The organism is Haemophilus sp. THUN1690 (genome assembly GCF_059704375.1).
In genome coordinates, this window is record NZ_AP046582.1 from 139,435 (window position 1) to 158,274 (window position 18,840).

The 18,840-nt window shown below is 36.6% G+C and carries 16 protein-coding genes; 9 read left to right on the top strand and 7 right to left on the bottom strand.

From position 1 onward, the window contains the following. Position 1: 1 nt before the first annotated feature. From AC6H22_RS00645 to rfbB, 3 genes are read left to right on the top strand one after another with little or no spacing between them, the layout of a single operon-like run. Positions 2–772 (top strand): DUF4422 domain-containing protein, encoded by a 771-nt coding sequence (locus tag AC6H22_RS00645; RefSeq protein ID WP_497515190.1) that lies wholly within the window; start codon positions 2–4, stop codon positions 770–772. Between the two features lie 10 nt (positions 773–782). Further along, entirely contained in the window at positions 783–2,198 is a 1,416-nt protein-coding gene (gene wbaP, locus AC6H22_RS00650; RefSeq protein WP_497515192.1) for an undecaprenyl-phosphate galactose phosphotransferase WbaP, read from the top strand. Beyond that, positions 2,198–3,241 (top strand): dTDP-glucose 4,6-dehydratase, encoded by a 1,044-nt coding sequence (gene rfbB, locus AC6H22_RS00655; protein ID WP_497515193.1) that lies wholly within the window; start codon positions 2,198–2,200, stop codon positions 3,239–3,241. Before wbaP ends, rfbB begins: the two co-directional genes overlap by 1 nt. A gap of 11 nt (positions 3,242–3,252) precedes the next feature. Here the strand turns inward: rfbB and AC6H22_RS00660 are convergent, their stop codons facing one another. Next, positions 3,253–4,473: an O-antigen ligase family protein gene (locus AC6H22_RS00660; RefSeq protein WP_497515195.1), complete on the bottom strand. Its 1,221-nt coding sequence runs from the start codon at positions 4,471–4,473 to the stop codon at positions 3,253–3,255. 148 nt (positions 4,474–4,621) lie between these two features. Between AC6H22_RS00660 and pepB the strand changes: the two genes are divergently transcribed. The 4 genes from pepB to AC6H22_RS00680 all read left to right on the top strand — a co-directional run bounded on the left by pepB (position 4,622) and on the right by AC6H22_RS00680 (position 12,765). Continuing rightward, a complete protein-coding gene (gene pepB / locus AC6H22_RS00665) occupies positions 4,622–5,926 on the top strand; it encodes an aminopeptidase PepB (RefSeq protein ID WP_497515197.1) in 1,305 nt (434 codons plus the stop codon). Between the two features lie 9 nt (positions 5,927–5,935). Beyond that, positions 5,936–6,358 (top strand): nucleoside-diphosphate kinase, encoded by a 423-nt coding sequence (gene ndk, locus AC6H22_RS00670; RefSeq protein WP_497515198.1) that lies wholly within the window; start codon positions 5,936–5,938, stop codon positions 6,356–6,358. Positions 6,359–6,622: 264 nt separating this feature from the next. Then, complete coding sequence (locus AC6H22_RS00675) at positions 6,623–8,218, top strand: ShlB/FhaC/HecB family hemolysin secretion/activation protein (RefSeq protein WP_497512882.1); 1,596 nt, start codon at positions 6,623–6,625, stop codon at positions 8,216–8,218. Positions 8,219–8,391: 173 nt separating this feature from the next. Beyond that, complete coding sequence (locus tag AC6H22_RS00680; RefSeq protein WP_497512883.1) at positions 8,392–12,765, top strand: two-partner secretion domain-containing protein; 4,374 nt, start codon at positions 8,392–8,394, stop codon at positions 12,763–12,765. A gap of 96 nt (positions 12,766–12,861) precedes the next feature. On the opposite strand, the gene cgtA is transcribed toward AC6H22_RS00680, so the two are convergent. From cgtA to rplU, 4 genes are all read right to left on the bottom strand, one after another. Then, positions 12,862–14,034, bottom strand: a complete 1,173-nt coding sequence (gene cgtA, locus AC6H22_RS00685; protein ID WP_046952666.1) for an Obg family GTPase CgtA — start codon at positions 14,032–14,034, stop codon at positions 12,862–12,864. Between the two features lie 27 nt (positions 14,035–14,061). Then, complete coding sequence (locus AC6H22_RS00690; protein WP_046952667.1) at positions 14,062–14,982, bottom strand: DMT family transporter; 921 nt, start codon at positions 14,980–14,982, stop codon at positions 14,062–14,064. An 80-nt stretch (positions 14,983–15,062) separates the two neighbouring features. Then, complete coding sequence (rpmA, locus tag AC6H22_RS00695) at positions 15,063–15,320, bottom strand: 50S ribosomal protein L27 (RefSeq protein ID WP_005626413.1); 258 nt, start codon at positions 15,318–15,320, stop codon at positions 15,063–15,065. Between the two features lie 20 nt (positions 15,321–15,340). Continuing rightward, on the bottom strand, positions 15,341–15,652 hold the full coding sequence (rplU, locus tag AC6H22_RS00700) for a 50S ribosomal protein L21 (protein WP_005626416.1): 312 nt from the start codon (positions 15,650–15,652) through the stop codon (positions 15,341–15,343). A gap of 213 nt (positions 15,653–15,865) precedes the next feature. Between rplU and ispB the strand changes: the two genes are divergently transcribed. Beyond that, positions 15,866–16,855, top strand: coding sequence for an octaprenyl diphosphate synthase (ispB, locus tag AC6H22_RS00705; protein ID WP_497515200.1), 990 nt, complete (start codon positions 15,866–15,868; stop codon positions 16,853–16,855). Positions 16,856–16,905: 50 nt separating this feature from the next. Next, entirely contained in the window at positions 16,906–17,643 is a 738-nt protein-coding gene (locus AC6H22_RS00710) for an epoxyqueuosine reductase QueH (RefSeq protein ID WP_005645533.1), read from the top strand. 51 nt (positions 17,644–17,694) lie between these two features. Here AC6H22_RS00710 and rplS read toward each other — a convergent pair whose 3' ends face one another. Both rplS and trmD read right to left on the bottom strand, forming a co-directional pair. After that, positions 17,695–18,045: a 50S ribosomal protein L19 gene (gene rplS, locus AC6H22_RS00715; protein WP_005626422.1), complete on the bottom strand. Its 351-nt coding sequence runs from the start codon at positions 18,043–18,045 to the stop codon at positions 17,695–17,697. A gap of 36 nt (positions 18,046–18,081) precedes the next feature. Further along, positions 18,082–18,822, bottom strand: a complete 741-nt coding sequence (trmD, locus tag AC6H22_RS00720; RefSeq protein ID WP_046952671.1) for a tRNA (guanosine(37)-N1)-methyltransferase TrmD — start codon at positions 18,820–18,822, stop codon at positions 18,082–18,084. Between the last annotated feature and the right edge of the window lie 18 nt (positions 18,823–18,840).

The window sequence follows — 18,840 nt, forward strand, 5'->3', positions numbered from 1 at the left end:
CATGCAAAAGCTTACTGTATTAGTGATCACACATAAAGACTATGAGTTTCCAGATTCTGCATGCTATCGCCCGCTGTTTGTGGTAGGGAAGACTACAAGTGATCTAAAAAATGAAAGGTTTTACCAAGATAGTGTTGGTGTGAATATAGCTGAAAAAAATAGTAGTTTTTGTGAATTAACAGGACTTTATTGGGCTTGGCAAAATGGTATCTTTAAAAATAACCAATATGTTGGGTTAGTACACTATCGCCGTTATTTTGCAGGTAAAAAGTTATGTTTGAAGAAACAGCATATTGCATCAGAAAGAGAGTTGCTATCTCTTCTAGAAAAATATGATGCGATTTTACCGAAAAAACGAAATTATTTTATTGAATCAATTTATTCTCACTACCAACATGCCCATCATGTTAAGGATCTGAATTGTACAAGGGAAATTATTTCTGAATTGCATCCTGAGTACATAACGAGCTTTGATGCAATTATGCAAGGCCGAAAGATACATATTTATAATATGTTTGTCATGTCATCAGAGAAAGCATCAGAATACTGTGAATGGCTTTTCCCTATTTTGTTTGAATTAGAAAGGCGAATAGATATAACCCAGTATGATAGCTACCAAAAAAGAGTATTTGGTTTTATTGCTGAGCGCTTATTCAATGTTTGGTTGGTTCATCATCAGTTAAAGTTTTGTGAAATTCCGGTAGTTAATTTGGAAGGCGAGAATTTGTTAAAAAAAGCGATTAATTTATTAAAACGGAAATTTTTAAAATAAGGATTTCACTATGCATAAAATTACGTGGTGTAAATTTATTTTGTTAGCTACTGATTTTTTAACACTTTTTAGTTCATTATTTATTGCTTATGAAGTGTTAGATATCACTCGTGGCGGCCGTTTTTATTTTCCTTTGGAAGAATTTAATGACTATGTATTGATTCATGCCTGTGTATCTTTTGTTGGTGTGTTATGGTTTTGGATACGATTACGGCACTATACTTACCGCAAACCGTTTTGGTTTGAATTAAAAGAAATTATCCGGACCTTACTGATCCTTTTCATTATTGAATTGGCGATAGTTGCCTTTTCTCGTCTATATGTTTCCCGTTATTTTTGGTCTGTAACTTGGATTTGTATCTTTGTTGGACTTCCTTTTTTCCGGATTCTTGTAAAAAAGCTTTTGATAAAAAGCGGAATGTATCTAAAAGAAACTATCATTATTGGCAATGGGAAAAATGCTAAAGAGGTATTTAACGCTTTAAATAATGAATCGTATTTAGGATTCGACATAAAATTGTTTGCGACAACGGAAGATTACCATTCAGAATTTATTGAGTGTATTCCCGTTATGCGCCATAACCCTGAGTTGCTAATGAAATTAGTGTCGCCAGAATTTACTCAGTTTATTCTGGCGATTGATGAAGAAAATAAAGCCAAACAAGATTTTTGGTTACGTTATTTAATTCGTAAAGGATGCCGTTCTATTTCAGTAATTCCTGATTTTCGAGGTATTCCACTTTATGGCACGGATATGTCTTTTTTATTTAGCCAAGAAATGGTGCTTTTTAGAGTAAATAATAATTTAGCAAAACGTTCATCTAAGATTGTTAAAAGAACCTTTGATATCTTAGGCTCATCTTTTCTCTTACTTTTATTGTTACCATTTTGTATTCCTTTATATTTTATAATCACAAGAGATGGCGGTAATTTCATATACGAGCATTCAAGAATTGGTCAGCACAAAAAGAAATTCAAATGTTTGAAGTTTCGAACAATGGTGAATAATTCAGATGAAGTGTTAGCAAAGATTTTGGCAACGGATGAAAGTGCTAGATTAGAATGGGAAAAAGACTTCAAACTTAAAGATGATCCACGCATTACACCAATAGGCAGATGGTTAAGAGCGAGAAGCCTAGATGAGCTACCTCAACTTTGGAATGTACTTAAAGGTGAAATGAGTTTAGTCGGACCTCGTCCAATAGTGAAAAAGGAATTATCTTATTATCAAGAGGACGTTGATTATTACCTTATGGCAAAACCTGGAATGACTGGCTTATGGCAAGTCAGTGGGCGAAATAATGTGAGCTATGAAACGCGAGTTTATTTTGATACCTGGTATGCTAAAAACTGGTCTCTATGGAATGACATTGTGATCTTACTTAAAACTGTTAAAGTGGTTTGTAAGAAAACTGGGGCTTATTAATGAAGAGTATCCTTATCACCGGCGGTTCCGGCTTCATCGGTTCCGCCCTTATTCGGTATATCATTAATCATACTCAAGATTCTGTTATTAATATTGATAAACTGACCTATGCGGCAAATCAATCAGCTTTGAAAGAGGTGGAAAACAATCCTCGTTATGCTTTTGAGCAAGTTGATATTTGTGATCTTAAGGTTCTAGAAAGTATTTTTGACAAATATCAGCCGGATGCAGTGATGCATTTGGCGGCAGAAAGTCATGTTGATCGTTCTATTACAGGAGCGGCTGATTTTATTCAAACCAATATTGTTGGTACTTATACGTTGTTAGAAGTTGCTAAGAATTATTGGCATACCTTAGATGAGGCTAAAAAATCAGCCTTTCGATTCCATCATATTTCTACTGATGAAGTGTATGGGGATTTATCCCTTTCTGATCCCGCCTTTACTGAACATTCCCCTTATCATCCGAGTAGCCCTTATTCAGCCTCAAAAGCGGCGAGTGACCATTTGGTGCACGCTTGGCATCGCACTTATGGTTTGCCAGTGATTATCACAAACAGTTCCAATAACTATGGGGCTTATCAGCATGCTGAAAAGTTCATTCCTTTAATGATTTCAAATGCGCTGATGGGGAAGCCTTTGCCAATTTATGGTGATGGGCAGCAAATTCGTGATTGGTTATTTGTGGAAGATCATGTTCAAGCTTTATATTTAGTTTTAACAAAAGGCCGAGTCGGGGAAAACTATAATATCGGTGGAAATTGTGAAAAAACAAACCTTGAAGTGGTTAAAATAATTTGCCGATTACTCGAAGAATTTGCACCAAATAAGCCTAATCACATTAAGTATTACGAAGATTTAATTGCTTTTGTAAAAGACCGCCCCGGTCACGATGTGCGATATTCATTGGATTGTTCTAAAATTCATGCAGAATTAGGTTGGCAACCGCAAATAACCTTTGAACAAGGACTTCGTCAGACGGTAACATTATACTTGTGTAATAGAAATCTTAATCAAAATAAAGTAAAAGAGGATAATACCTGATATCTTATTATTTAAGTTTGTTTTCGTTTAATTAGGCAATAAAATATAAGGCAAGTAAAAAAATAAAAGATATTACCTGAATTATGGGCTAAAAATGATTGACTCGTGAAAAAGAATAAGTGAGAAATAATATGTGTAATTCCTAGGATAGTAATGCATTTTATTTCTAAATTTTCAGTATTTAAATTTTTAATAAAGAAAAATAATGGTATTAGAATAACAAAAATTAATCCTATAAATCCAATTAACCCTCGTTTCACCCAGGATTCTAAATATTGGTTATGTAAACTTTTAAAGCCTAAAGTTGTTTTAGCCATTTGTCCTGAGCTCACTTGTCGATCTCTAAATTGGTTGTATCCTTCACTACCATGACCAAATATAGGTGCTTCCTTAATAGCAACTAATGCATTTTCCCACATATCAAAGCGAGCCCCTAAGGATGTATCTTTATTACTTTCTTCAAAGTAATTAATGATATCTGATTTTGCTTCATTATAACGTTGCTCAATTCCAAATTTAGAGCTTGAAAGTAATGTGGAAAATCCCAGGGTGGTTATTATAAATAAAGATAGAATTAATTTTTTATTAATATATTTTCTATATAGAACTAAAACAATAAAAAATACAATAGGGAAGCCAATCCATCCACCTCTAGCCCCAGATAGCGCACTAGTACTTACAGCTAGTATCAGACCAATCATTCCAAATAGTGCTGATTTATATTCTTTTTTTATAGAAAAATAGATACTAATAATAAGACTTGATATTGCTAAAGATATGGCGATATCACCCATTTGTATATGCATTGTTTCAGGAAATGGTTTTTCATATCCTAATGCAAACTTCTGAAATAACGCAACACATCCAGTAATTAATGCACTAGAAGGTATCGCATATAAAATTGTTTTCCTTTTTATTGGAAAGTTTTTGAATAAAAGTAGTAGGGGGATGAATAAAAGAAGTCGGCTTGGATTATCTATTTCTCTCATCCCATCTTTATTGATAATGATAGATAATAAGAATGTGCAGAAATAAAATAAAAAAGAAAAAATCAGTTTTTTATCTTCAGAGCTAAAAGATAGTTTTTTCTTTAATGGTATGAAATAAATCAATCCAATTGCGCTTAATATTATTGGTGCATAGTTATAACCCTTTGGAATGATTAAAACGGTTAAGAAAAATAGAGAAACTAAGAGGTTAATTGTAAACGTTAGATGTTTTTCTTGAATCATACGAATAAAAGCATGTACAAACTTAAATTTAGTAGATTCTACCTTAAATATTTGTAAAATGCTTGTTATTCATGATTGAATGATGTGAAATTAGGTATAAAACTGGTATAGTTTTTTAATCCTTTTTTGTTTTATGTATGGGGAAGATATGCAAATCACGATTTCAAATTCGTTAGCCTCTGACGCTTGGGGAAAAAATGCTATTTTGAGCTTTGACTCTAATAAAGCTACGATTCATTTAAAAAATAATGAAAAAACTGACCGCACTTTAGTTCAACAAGCTGCACGTAAATTACGTGGACAGGGGATTAAAGATGTGGAGTTGATTGGTGAAGAATGGAATTTGGAATTTTGCTGGGCGTTTTATCAAGGTTTTTATACTGCAAAACAAGATTACGCGATTGAGTTTCCACATTTAGATGATGAACCGCAAGATGAATTGTTAGCTCGTATCGAATGTAGTGATTTTGTGCGTGGAATTATTAATGAACCAGCACAAAGTTTAACGCCAGTTAAATTAGCGGAGCGTGCGGCTGAATTTATCTTAAACCAAGTAGACATTTATAATGAAAAAAGTGCGGTAAATTTTAAGATTATTTCTGGTGAGGAACTTGAGCAACAAGGTTATCATGGAATTTGGACTGTGGGTAAAGGCTCTGCTAACTTGCCCGCTATGTTGCAACTTGATTTCAATCCAACGCAAGATCCGAATGCGCCAGTGTTAGCTTGTTTAGTTGGCAAGGGGATTACTTTTGATAGTGGCGGCTATAGCATCAAACCAAGTGATGGAATGAGTACAATGCGAACCGATATGGGCGGTGCTGCGTTATTAGCGGGGGCTTTAGGTTTTGCTATCGCTCATGGATTAAATCAACGTGTTAAATTGTATTTATGTTGTGCAGAAAATTTGGTAAGCAATAATGCATTTAAACTGGGTGATATTATTACTTATAAAAATGGCGTGACAGCAGAAGTGCTCAATACTGACGCTGAAGGGCGTTTGGTGTTGGCTGATGGATTGATTGAAGCTGATAACCAAAATCCAGGTTTTATTATTGATTGTGCGACGTTAACTGGGGCTGCAAAAGTGGCTGTAGGAAACGACTATCATTCGGTATTATCTATGGATGATGATCTCGTGAAGAATCTTTTCCAATCAGCACAAGAAGAAAATGAACCTTTTTGGCGTTTACCATTTGAAGATTTTCATCGATCACAAATTAATTCATCTTTTGCAGATATTGCTAACATTGGTTCGGTTCCAGTTGGAGCGGGTGCAAGCACTGCAACTGCATTTTTATCGTATTTTATAAAAAATTATCAGAAAAATTGGTTGCATATTGATTGTTCTGCGACTTATCGTAAATCTGGTAGTGATTTATGGGCTGTTGGGGCAACAGGGATTGGTGTGCAAACTTTAGCAAACTTAATGTTATCAAAATCATTGAAGTAAGGAGATATGATGACAGAAAGAACTTTTTCGATTATTAAACCTGATGCGGTAAAGCGCAATCTAATTGGGGCGATCTTAACTCGTTTTGAGCAAAATGGCTTTAAAATCATAGCTTCTAAAATGGTACGCTTAACTCGTGAGCAGGCTGAAGGCTTTTATGCAGAACATCAAGGCAAAGAATTTTTTGCTCCTTTAGTTGATTATATGATGTCTTCACCGATTGTAGTTTCTGTTCTTGAAAAAGAAAATGCAGTGAAAGATTACCGCACTTTGATTGGTACAACGAATCCAGAAATTGCAGCAGAAGGTACAATTCGTAAAGATTTTGCATTGAGCCAGCGTGAGAATTCGGTTCATGGTTCGGATAGTGTGGAAAGTGCAAATCGTGAAATCGCCTATTTCTTTACTGATTCTGAAATTTTTGAGCGTTGATTCTTAGCTTGCAAGAAGTGATATACATTAAAGGCTAATTGCCATTTTTATTCTTGATAGTGACTAAATTGATTTAGTCTCATTACGCGCCATTTATATAAAGTTTATCGGATTCAGTATCTTGAACTCATAAATGTATAAATGGCGTTTTAGTATTATTAGAACGTTAGTTTTGATTATAGTTATAAGCACTTCTCTTATTAAACTAAGAAGTAGATTCCGATATACTGAATATAAACTGTAATTGTTATTAAGCTTTCTCATATGAAATACCTTTCTTTCTCATTTCTTTTACTTGCTACTTCACCTATGGTTTTAGCAGACAATTTGGCTCAATCATTTCAACAAACTAAACAGCAATTCAATGAATTTCAATCTTTGAATCAAAATCGTTGGATTCAACAACATTCTTTTCAATCTGCTACTCAACAATCAAAAAATGATTCTCTTTCAAAAGCGTGTTTAAATTATCAAGGCATTCAATTTAAGGGCGTGACACTTGTTAAGGCAGACCACTTATTACCAAAGAAAGAAGAGTGCATAAATGAGAAAAGACTGAATCAGCTTAGTCAGCAGCTTACACAGGAATATATTGATAAGGGATATATTCATAATCCATTCCAATTTGAAGATGATCACTCAGGTTTATTAACTTTGCATGTTTTTGAAGGAAAAACTACAGCATTAGAAAGTGATGATAAGCAACTTAATTTAAATCAGTTGTTACCAAATGTTTTGGGTAATCCCCTTAAAGTGCAAGATCTTGATCAAGCACTTGATCAAGCGAATCGTATACCTGGAAACAATGTGACCGTTGATGTTTTGCCTGCTAAAAATGGTGAAATAAGATTGTCTTTTAGTAATGAGTCAACTTCTCGTATTTCAGGAACTATTGGTATAGATGATCGAGCGTCAAAAAATTATGGACGTTGGCAAGCACGTGCTGCTGTGAACATTGGAAATCCGTTTGGTTTATCCGATACGTTATATTTAAGTGGAGCACATACTTTAAAATCCCGTTATCAATTTAACCGCTCTTTGTTACTGCATTATTCTTTACCATATGGATATTGGACATTTAGTAGTTTTGCATCTTTCTCACAATTTAAATCACCTTTAATACTGGAAAACTTTTCTTTACAGCAAAATGGTCGTACTGTTCAAGCTGGAATTTCAGCTGAATATGTTTTCCACCGGGGGGGGAATCATATATCTACATTTTCTACCCAATTTGAAAAACTCAATAGTAAGCATCGTCTTGAAGATGTAGTGTTGGCATTACAAAGTCCGACACTTTCTAGTATTTCTGTTGGTATCAATCATCTCCAATTATTTGAAAATGGAAACTTAGTTGTCGATATTCGTTACGAACAGGGAAACAACAGAGGGGAAGAACAACCTGAATCTCAATTTAAACGTTGGAATTTGGATCTGAAATTTAATCGTTATCAAGCGTTAGCTAGTGAGCTTTTTCGTCACTCTCATCAGCTCACCGGGCAATATAGTTCGCATTATTTACCATCGGTAAAACAAGAGGATTTAACAGGGTATAATCGTGTTCGTGGGCTAAATGATTTGAATCTATCGGCTGAAAAAACTCTTGTATCACATAACGATATTGCTTGGATCAAGCAAACGAAAATAGGAACATTTTCGCCTTATTTGGGGTTTGATTTAGGTGTACAGAAATCTGTTAATGAAGATCAACGTGAAAAAGCACTTGCTTATGCGATAGGATTAAATTGGTCTTATAAAGCATTTCAAGCAAATCTTGAATGGGCAACAGGACGATTATTTGATAAATCAGATGGAGTAAAGCAAGAGCGTTTTATTTCAACGAATTTTGTCTATTTGTTCTAGTGTAATTAATAAAAAATCTTAATCTTGTGATATAGATCACATTTTCTAGATTTTAAATACTGGTCGAACTTCTCTGATTTTGTTTTAATACAAAAACTTTTCATAACTATTAAGAGGCGCTATAGCTACATAGTGAGTGTCTCTGAATTCTTTTTTATCTTAGAGGTAATAATATGTCTAAATCTTACTCATTAAGTAAAATTTCTCTCGCCATTACACTAAGTATTGCAGGGCAGTCAGCTTTTGCTGAGATCAATTCTGCAGACAGTAATACTCAAGTTAGTAAAAAACAAAATATTGAAATCATCAATATTGCTAATCCAAGTAATTCTGGGCTTTCCCATAACCGATATAATAAATTTAACGTAGAGCAAGCGGGCGCTGTTTTAAACAATGCGCGTCAAAATGGAAAGTCCCAACTTGCTGGCGATCTTAATGCTAACCCAAATCTCAAAACTCAATCTGCAAAAGTTATCCTTAATGAAGTGATTAGTCGTAATCCTTCTAAAATTGCAGGTAAACAAGAAGTTTTTGGGGATAAGGCTGATTATGTATTGGCTAACCCAAATGGAATTAGCGTTGAAGGTGGTGATTTTATAAATACCCCTAGAGCTTCTTTAGTCGTTGGTAAACCTCAAGTATCGGCTGGAAATTTAAATGGTTATGATGTTACTGGCGATAAGGAATTGAGTACCAATGGCAAAATTACAACAAGTGGTGATATTGATTTAATTGCACCACAAGTAAATATTGCTGGTCAAATCACAACAAGTGAAGGGGTAAATGTTATCGCAGGTAAAAATAAAATTACTCGAGAAGATAACGGAACATTAAAAATAACCACGACAGAAAAAACAGGGCAAGTATTAGATGGGAGAGTGGTTGGTAGTATTCAAGCTGGCCGAATTCGTATTCATTCTGCAGATGACCGAGCCACAATTACAGCTCAATCAACAGAGTTAAGTGCAAAAGAAATTAGTATTACAGCTGGTCAAGCTAATATAAATGGGAAAGTAAGTCGTGGAGATGGTTATAGTTCAGGTAAATCTGGCAAAGTAGGAACCGTTAATGTTCGTGAAGAACGTAGTGGCACCTCTGAAAATTATCAAGCGACACATATTAAAGCAGATAAACTTAATATTAATATTATTAATCAATTGAATATTAATGGTGCCGATATTCAAGCTAAAAGTAGTCAAATCAATGGTGGTGGCGTTCATTTAGGTTCAGAAAAAACGGTTGTTGCCAATAAATCCAGCAAGTTTCAAAACAAAGGTAGTTGGTATCGTAATGAATTGGATAGCAACAAAACAGAAATTACTCACCGTACGACTATCGAAGGCGACAATATCAATATAGTTGCTACAAAAGGTAAAGTGACCACTGAAGGTGCAAATATTTCAGCAAAAACAACCGCACTTTATGGCGAACAAGGCATAACTTTACGTGGCACAAGTGCGACTCAATCTCAATCAGCTTATGCTGATTTCAAAAATGAAACGGCTCGTTTAAAAACGGGCACGAGCAATCAAGATAGTCATATTCAACGTTATACTGCAACTGAAATTTCAACGAAAAATGATCTTGTTTTAGGTGGCAAAGGTGATGTTAATCTTATCGGCGTGGTTGCTAAGGTTGATGGAGACTTGTTAGCTAAAAATGAAGGAGATTTAACTTTTAACGCAGAAAAAACAACGGAGCATTATAGTTTAAATGATCATATGCGTTTTTGGGGGGGATTGGCTGGTTCTAAAACTGTGGGAACAGGGAGAAACGCTGAGATTATTCATGGCTCAGATCTCACCGTAAGAGGTGATGCTGTATTAGATGCTAAAAGAGGCGTCCATATTACTGGTAGTCGAGTGGTGACTGGTGGTAATGGTGTTGTAAAAGGAAATGAGGGTTTTTTAACTATTGATAGTGCTCATGCCGATAAAACTTCGAACGATTATGCTCGTCAGGGGACGATTTTTGATATAACTAAAGCTCGTAAAAGCAGTTATGAACATACTTCCACTGCGCATGGTTCAACGCTTAAATCAGAGTCAAACCTACAGCTTTCTACTAATAAAAATGTCAGTATTATAGGCTCAAATGTTCAATCTGCTGGTTTACTGGATATTGCTGCGAAAAGCGGTATTGAGATTAAAGGTGCGACTAACCATATTGAAAAATCTTCAAATGAAGTGGGCTTTAGTCTTTTTGGGAGATTTGATGGCTTAAAAAATACATTCCAGCATGAGCATTTAACAGCTAACTTAAATATAGATAACAGTAAAGGTAAACCAAGTATTAATTCTGATGCTGAAATCAGTATTGATAAAAAGCCCGATGCGAGAAAAGCAGAAGGTAAATTCCATGTGGGTTTACATGCCTATAACAATAGTCAAAATAGCCAAGCTACGACGCATACTGCCTCAACATTAAAAGGTGGGGACGTCTCTTTAACTGGAAAAAAAGTGGTGATTTCTGGTAGTGAAGTTGCTGCAACAAAAGGTAATTTGACTATTCAAGCTGATCACATCTCTACGAAAGCAGATTCTAACGAATCTATCCAAAATAGTGTGAAAAACGAGGTGAATATCGGTTTAACTGGTACAGTAACAGAAAGTAAAGTCAGTGCTACTTTAGGTACAAGCGTGAATCATTCACTTAATTCATCTGTAGATAATAAAGCACAAGTGAGTAAGCTTTCCGCTGCAAATAATGTTCAACTTAATGCAAATCGTATTGAGCATCAAGGTACACAAGTACAGGCTAATGGAAATATTCAAGAAAATGCCAAACAGATTGTTCATTCTACCGCACAGGATAGCCATAATGGTTTTGGTAATAATGTAAATGTAGGAGTAACAGTTTCAGCCAGCATTGATAATAAAAAAGTATTTAGCGTTCAAGCAGATCTTTCTGCAAAAGGTGGGCGTGAAACATCCTCAAGTGTTACTCATCATGCTTCAGCATTGCAAGCGGGTAAAAATGTGGATGTAACGGCAAATCATATTCAAGATAATGCAACGAAATATAATGTGGGTGAAACGGCTCAATTTAACTCACAAAATCATCAACTTGTTGCTGTCTTTAATCAGACTTCAACAGACAAAATGAATGCGGGAGCAAGTGTGGGTGTTTCTGCGAATACGAGTGATTTCCAACGTTTTAATGTATCCGCTAATGTAGGCGCAAATTATAGTCAATCAAGCAATCATGAAAGCAATTCAGTGCAAGGTTCTATTAACGCTAAAAATATAAACATCAACACAGGTAAATTAAATAGCCAAGCAAATATTCATGGAAAAGAAAATGTGAATATTAATGCTCAAACTGCACAATTTAATCAAGCAACAAACAGTAAGAACCAATCTGGTGGTGGTTTTGATGCTAAGTTAGGTGTCGGTGCAATGGTTGTACCATCGGCGGGAGCTGCAGTACCATCTATTGATGTAAGTGTGTCTGCAAATGGTAACCAAGGTAATCAAAGCCAAGCAGTAACAGGCTCTATTTCTGGTAAAAATGTGAATGTCCAAACTCAAGGCGTGTTAAATTTGCAAGGAACTAATGTACAGGCTACAGAAAATGCAAATTTATCGGGTAAGCGAGTAAATATCACGGCAGGAAATAATCATAATCAAAATACGGCAGCTACCGTAGGATTAGGTGTAAATATTGGTGCTGATGTATCTAATGTTAACTTTAATGCGAATGTTGGCGTAAATGTTAGTAATAGCAAAACTCATACTGGTGTTTCAGTAAACGGCGAGAATGTCAATATTACCGCACAGAATGGGGTGAATTTACAAGGCGTAAACTCTCAATCTCAAAATCTTAATTTAAATGCAGGTAAAGGTAATTTATCACTTACAGCAGCAAAAGATAATGTGAACAAAACCGATGTATCCGTAGGATTAAAATTAGGCGGCAGCGTTAATGATCAAAAATGGACGCCATCATCTGGTAGCGGAAATTTATCGGTAAATGTTATTCGTAATGAAACTCATACGGAAACCGCTATGAATACCAATACAGCGACAATTAATGCTGGTGGTAACGCTAAATTTGTGGGTGGTTCTGTTAATGCAAATCATGTAAGCGGTACAATTTCTGGGGATTCTCACACTGAACAACTAGCAAATAAAGTGAATGAAGTGAGTGTCAATCTCTCTGCTAATGGCAGTGGAAAACTCGCTGTTCCAACAGTAGATAAATGGGCCGAAAGTGCTAAAAAAGATTGGGATAATGGGACTATTGCTGGTGTGAAAGCAGACGCAAAAGTTGAAGTTAATGCGAAAAAACAACAAACTGCAACTAATGCTGGGGTGAATGCTAAGCATAATCAGGTTGTAGTAAAAGGTGTCAAAACCCGTACTGAAATGAAGAATGCTCATAGCCGTCAACTTCATTTTAAAGTAGATGCTACAACACAAATTAAACAACGTGTAGAAAGCAAACTTCCAGAGAGTGTGAAACCAATAGTCAAACCTATACGAGGTCTCCACTTACAATTGGTAAAAAATAATAAATCAAGTGTTAAAGTGCGGGTAAAACACTAGAAGTTTTCATCTAAGGTATTTCCTTTATATAATAAAAGCACCTAAACAATAGTTTAGGTGCTTTTGAATTTTTAATGCTTATAAAATCAGACCTTCTTAAGGTTTATAGATGAACTCAATTCCTTCATCATCTTCTTCGGTCCAATCATCATCCCAATCTTCGTCATCATCAAATTGATGCTCCGCTAGTTGTTCTTGATGATAATCTTCCCATTTGAATTTCACTTCTTCAGGCGCAACTTGTTGTGTTTCAGCTTCGCGTGGATTTGCTATGATAAAGTCCATAATATCACGACAAAGTGGTGGAACATTTTTCCTTGTTGCCGCTGAAATCAGGTAATAGTCTTCTTCCCAACCTAATTGTTCAGCAATTTCTCGAGCTCTCTCTTCAGCTTCTTCATCACTCATCGTATCAATTTTATTAAATACTAACCAACGTGGTTTTTCTGATAATTTTTCACTGTATTGGAAAAGTTCAGATTCAATAATAGCGACATTATCTACTGGATTAGAGCCATCAATTGGAGCAATATCGACCAAATGAATAAGCACTCTGCAACGTTCTAAATGTTTTAAAAAGCGAATTCCTAGCCCAGCACCATCTGCTGCGCCCTCAATTAATCCTGGAATATCGGCGACTACGAAACTATGTGAGTCGTCCACTTTCACAACACCGAGACTTGGTACTAAGGTAGTAAACGGATAATCTGCAACTTTTGGTTTAGCTGCTGAAACGGCACGAATAAAAGTAGATTTACCCGCATTAGGTAAACCGAGCATTCCCACATCAGCAAGTAGCATTAATTCCAATAATAAATCTCGTTTTTCGCCCGGTGTTCCCATTGTTTTTTGACGCGGTGCACGGTTTACCGATGATTTGAAACGGGTATTCCCTAAACCGTGATAACCACCTTTAGCTACTAACATTTTTTGACCGTGTTGGGTTAAATCTCCCAAGGTTTCTTTGGTGTCGTTATCAATAGCGCGAGTTCCTACGGGAACAGGTAAAATAATATCTTTACCGCGACGTCCTGTACAATCTGAACTCCGTCCATTCTCTCCACGCTCTGCGGCAAAGCGTTTATTAAAACGGTAATCGATTAAGGTATTGAGATTTTCATCAGCTTGTAAATATACATCGCCACCATCGCCACCGTCACCACCATCAGGGCCGCCTTTCGGAATAAATTTCTCTCGACGGAAACTTACGCAACCGTTGCCACCATCCCCAGCCTCAATTCGAATAAGGGATTCATCAATAAATTTCATTAAAACTTCTCCAAAATAAACCGCACTTTAATGAGTTTTATGCGGTAATAATTTATGTCCAATTGCGGATAAAATTGCCCCGCATACTACAACAAATGCACCAATATAGCTAATATTATTCAATTCTGGTGCTGCGAAATCTGCTGGCCTAAAATAATGCGCAATATGAGAAAATAGGATCGTGAAAAGAGGTACAAGTGTGATAACAACACTGACTTTTGATACATCCCAACGATTAAGTGCTTCCGCATAAGAGCCGTATCCAATTAAGGTATTTAAACAGCAGTAAATAAAACAAATCAGAGCTAAAGGTGTGAGTTCTTGTACTTGTGAGAATTCAGCCATCGGCATAAAAGCTATGGCACAACCTAAATACATCATTAGCAAGATTTGTTGTGAATTAAATTTACGCAACATTAATTTTTGTGCCATTCCATAAGCGACCCAGATAAGGGATCCTGCTACGCTTAAGATGACACCTGTTGAATACTGATTTAGTCCGGCAAATACATCAAAACGATCATTAAAGAATAAACCCAAACCAATTAATAATAAGAAAAGTCCGATCTTTTGGTGTAGCCCTAATTTTTCTTTGAAGATTAGTACACCACAGATAAGCATTCCAAAAGAGGATAAATGAATAAAAATTTGTGCAACCGAAGGTTCAATATAATTCAGCGAGCTACTAAATAATAGAAAATTGCCGGTAAGACCAATTACCCCAATAAGAGCAAGCCAAGCATATTGGCCGACTTTCATTAGTTCAGGTAATTTCTTTTTATAAGCAAGTAGGGCTAATAATGAGATCGCCGCTACAATAAAACGATACCATACGATAGTTTGCGCATTCATTACAGATAAAGCTTGTTTGAGAGCGATAGGTAAGGAGCCCCAAGCCATAGCGGTAATAAGCGCAAAGGTAAAGCCTAATAAAGGTTGTTGTTTCATTGCGTGCTCGCTTATGTGAAATTAAAAAAGACAAAACGCCCCACAAAATTGTAGGGCGTTTCAATCGAATAGATTTTAAATTATTCAGTAACAATACTTACGTATTTACGGCTTTTCTCGCCTTTTACTTCAAATTTAACTTTGCCATCTGCAGTTGCGAATAAGGTGTGGTCTTTACCCATACCTACGTTGCTACCCGCGTGGAACTTAGTACCACGTTGACGAACAATGATGCTACCTGCTAATACAGATTCGCCACCGAAACGTTTAACACCAAGGCGTTTAGCTTCAGAATCGCGACCGTTACGAGTTGAACCACCAGCTTTTTTAGTTGCCATCTACTTGATCTCCTCTGAAATTATGCTTGAATCCCAGTGATTTTCACTTCTGTGAACCACTGACGATGACCTTGTTGTTTACGGCTGTGTTTGCGACGACGGAATTTAACGATTTTAACTTTCTCGCCACGACCTTGTGCAACTACTTCAGCCACTACTTTTGCGCCAGCAACTACTGGTGCACCGATTTTAACATCTTCACCATTAACGACCATCAACACAGAATCGAACTCAACTGTTGCTCCAGTTGCAAGTTCAAGTTTTTCTAAACGAACAACTTGACCTTCGCTCACACGGTGTTGTTTACCGCCACTTTGGAAAACTGCGTACATAAATACTCCGCTTAATTGTGTTTCCCTGCTCTTTAGCAGTCCACACTTAAAAATTCATATAAATAGGTCGCAAATTCTACGGAAAAATCCTACCTATGGCAAGAATTTATTTACAATAAAATAAAAAAATTCCCTTCATTTGCGGATTGATTTCAGAAAGTCTGAAAATTCGGGTAAAATGCACCGCACTTTTGGCTAATAATTGATGAAAAAATGAAGAAACAAGATCTTATGAGCATAGACGAGATCCAGAAACTTGCAGATCCCGACATGCAAAAAGTGAATCAAAATATTTTTGCTCAGCTTAATTCAGATGTTCCATTAATAGGACAGTTAGGTTTTTATATTGTTCAAGGCGGTGGTAAGCGGATCCGACCATTGATCGCAGTTCTCGCAGCTCGATCTTTAGGGTTCGAAGGAGCTAGTTCAATTACTTGTGCTACTTTTGTTGAATTTATTCATACTGCCTCTTTATTACATGATGATGTGGTGGATGAGTCCGATATGCGTCGTGGGCGCGCTACGGCGAATTCAGAATTTGGGAATGCTGCAAGTGTACTTGTAGGAGACTTTATTTATACGCGTGCATTTCAATTAGTTGCACAATTAGAGTCATTGAAGATTTTAGGAATCATGGCCGATGCGACTAACGTTTTAGCGGAAGGCGAAGTTCAGCAGCTAATGAATGTTAATGATCCTGAAACGAGCGAAGCTAATTATATGCGTGTAATTTATAGTAAAACTGCGCGTTTGTTTGAAGTGGCTGGTCAAGCTGCGACAATTGTTGCGGGCGGAACAGAAGTGCAAGAAAAGGCTTTACAAGATTATGGGCGTTATATTGGAACTGCATTTCAGCTTGTGGATGATGTATTGGATTATAGTGCAAATGCACAAGCTCTAGGTAAAAATGTAGGCGATGATTTAGCTGAAGGAAAACCAACCCTTCCTCTACTACATGCTATGCGTCATGGTAATGCTCAACAGGCGGCTTTAATTCGCGAAGCGATTGAGCAAGGTGGTAAACGTGAAGCTATTGATGAAGTATTAGCCATTATGGCTGAGCATAAGTCTTTAGATTACGCGATGAGTCGTGCAAAAGAAGAAGCTCAAAAAGCTGTAGATGCAATTGCAATTTTGCCAGACACTGATTATAAGAAGGCGTTGATTTCTTTGGCTTATTTGTCTGTGGATAGAAATTATTAGCCCTTTATTTAGCTTATATACTTGATACCCATTAATTTTAATTAAACTTTATGAATACAGAATTTCAATCTAAACCTGAGCAGAGTGCGGTTAACTTTCAAGGTAAAACTCGTAAACAAAAGGTACGCAAAGATCCTAACGCACCTTTTATTCGTGAAAAACTTGAGTTGCCAGATGGGCATAATAAACTTCTTTTACATTCATGCTGTGCGCCTTGCTCGGGTGAGGTGATGGAAGCAATTCTTGCATCTGGCATTGAATTTACGATTTATTTTTATAATCCAAACATTCATCCACTCAAAGAATATTTAATTCGTAAAGAAGAAAATATTCGTTTTGCCCAAAAATTTGGCATTCCATTTATTGATGCAGATTACGATCGTCAAAATTGGTTTGATCGTGCCAAAGGAATGGAATGGGAGCCTGAGAGGGGAATTCGTTGTACTATGTGTTTTGATATGCGTTTTGAAAAAGCTGCTGAATATGCTCATGAACATGGTTTCCCTGTATTTACTAGTTGTCTTGGTATTTCTCGCTGGAAGGATATGAATCAAATCAATGGCTGTGGACATCGTGCTGCGGAAAAATATGATGATGTTATTTATTGGGATTATAACTGGCGTAAAGAAGGTGGCTCGCAACGCATGATTGAGATTAGTAAGCGGGAGCGGTTTTATCAACAGGAATATTGCGGCTGTGTGTATTCTTTACGTGATAGTAATAAATGGCGAGAAGAGACTGGTCGTCAAAAAATTGAAATCGGAAAATTGTATTATAGTGCTGATTAATATGATGAATGCAAAAAAGGCTTGGAATTCCAAGCCTTTTTCTTTGCGAAATTATTCGCCCAAACGCTCTTTAATACGAGCTGATTTACCTGAACGTTCACGTAAGTAGTAAAGTTTAGCTTTACGTACCGCACCTTTACGTTTAACTGCGATAGAATCTACAGCTGGAGAGTGAGTTTGGAATACACGCTCAACGCCTACGCCGTTAGATACTTTACGTAAAGTAAATGCTGAGTGCAAGCCACGGTTACGAATTGCAATAACCACGCCTTCGAATGCTTGCAAACGACGTTTGCTACCTTCAACTACCCATACTTTAACTTCTAAAGTATCACCAGGGCGGAAGCTAGGCACGTTTTGTTTTAATTGTTCTTGTTCAAGTTGTTTGATAATGTTAGACATTGTTTGATCCTTTATTGATCCTAGATGTAACTGAAACTAACTGTTATGCTCGGCTTGAGCCTCTTTTAACAGTTTACGTTGTTCGTCAGTCAGAGCTAGGCCTTCTAAGAGCTCAGGGCGTCGGAGCCATGTTCTTTGCAGCGATTGTTTTAATCGCCATTTCCGAATTTCTTCGTGATGTCCCGACATCAGCACGGGTGGTACAGTTAATCCTTCTAACACTTCTGGTCTGGTGTAATGCGGGCAATCTAATAAACCATCTGCAAAAGAATCTTCTTCTGCGGAGGCTTGCTTGCCTAATACACCGGGAATAAAACGCGCAACAGCATCAATTAATGTCATTGCCGGCAATTCCCCACCGGTCAGAACGTAATCGCCAATTGACCATTCTTCATCAATTTCAGTTTGAATCAATCGTTCATCAATACCTTCGTAACGTCCACATACCAAAATCAATTTTTGATTTTGAGCAAGCTCGGTTACGCCACCTTGATCGAGTTTACGTCCTTGTGGCGAAAGGTAAACCACCTTTGCACCTTCTCCTGCCTCTGCTTTCGCAGCATGAATCGCATCCCGTAAAGGTTGCACCATCATCAGCATTCCCGGACCACCACCATAAGGGCGGTCATCCACGGTTTTATGCTTGTCGAATGTAAAATCTCTTGGATTCCAACATTCCACTTGCAGAAGATTATGTTTTACGGCTCTACCTGTAACCCCAAATTCCGTAATCGCTTTAAACATTTCGGGGAATAATGAAATCACCCCTATCCACATAAAAAGCCTACTACATTA

Bases quoted from the DNA above. Each gene is read 5' to 3' on its own strand.
- AC6H22_RS00645 (WP_497515190.1), top strand. From the start codon at position 2: ATGCAAAAGCTTACTGTATTAGTGATCACACATAAAGACTATGAGTTT.
- wbaP (WP_497515192.1), top strand. From the start codon at position 783: ATGCATAAAATTACGTGGTGTAAATTTATTTTGTTAGCTACTGATTTT.
- rfbB (WP_497515193.1), top strand. From the start codon at position 2,198: ATGAAGAGTATCCTTATCACCGGCGGTTCCGGCTTCATCGGTTCCGCC.
- AC6H22_RS00660 (WP_497515195.1), bottom strand. From the start codon at position 4,473: ATGATTCAAGAAAAACATCTAACGTTTACAATTAACCTCTTAGTTTCT.
- pepB (WP_497515197.1), top strand. From the start codon at position 4,622: ATGCAAATCACGATTTCAAATTCGTTAGCCTCTGACGCTTGGGGAAAA.
- ndk (WP_497515198.1), top strand. From the start codon at position 5,936: ATGACAGAAAGAACTTTTTCGATTATTAAACCTGATGCGGTAAAGCGC.
- AC6H22_RS00675 (WP_497512882.1), top strand. From the start codon at position 6,623: ATGAAATACCTTTCTTTCTCATTTCTTTTACTTGCTACTTCACCTATG.
- AC6H22_RS00680 (WP_497512883.1), top strand. From the start codon at position 8,392: ATGTCTAAATCTTACTCATTAAGTAAAATTTCTCTCGCCATTACACTA.
- cgtA (WP_046952666.1), bottom strand. From the start codon at position 14,034: ATGAAATTTATTGATGAATCCCTTATTCGAATTGAGGCTGGGGATGGT.
- AC6H22_RS00690 (WP_046952667.1), bottom strand. From the start codon at position 14,982: ATGAAACAACAACCTTTATTAGGCTTTACCTTTGCGCTTATTACCGCT.
- rpmA (WP_005626413.1), bottom strand. From the start codon at position 15,320: ATGGCAACTAAAAAAGCTGGTGGTTCAACTCGTAACGGTCGCGATTCT.
- rplU (WP_005626416.1), bottom strand. From the start codon at position 15,652: ATGTACGCAGTTTTCCAAAGTGGCGGTAAACAACACCGTGTGAGCGAA.
- ispB (WP_497515200.1), top strand. From the start codon at position 15,866: ATGAAGAAACAAGATCTTATGAGCATAGACGAGATCCAGAAACTTGCA.
- AC6H22_RS00710 (WP_005645533.1), top strand. From the start codon at position 16,906: ATGAATACAGAATTTCAATCTAAACCTGAGCAGAGTGCGGTTAACTTT.
- rplS (WP_005626422.1), bottom strand. From the start codon at position 18,045: ATGTCTAACATTATCAAACAACTTGAACAAGAACAATTAAAACAAAAC.
- trmD (WP_046952671.1), bottom strand. From the start codon at position 18,822: ATGTGGATAGGGGTGATTTCATTATTCCCCGAAATGTTTAAAGCGATT.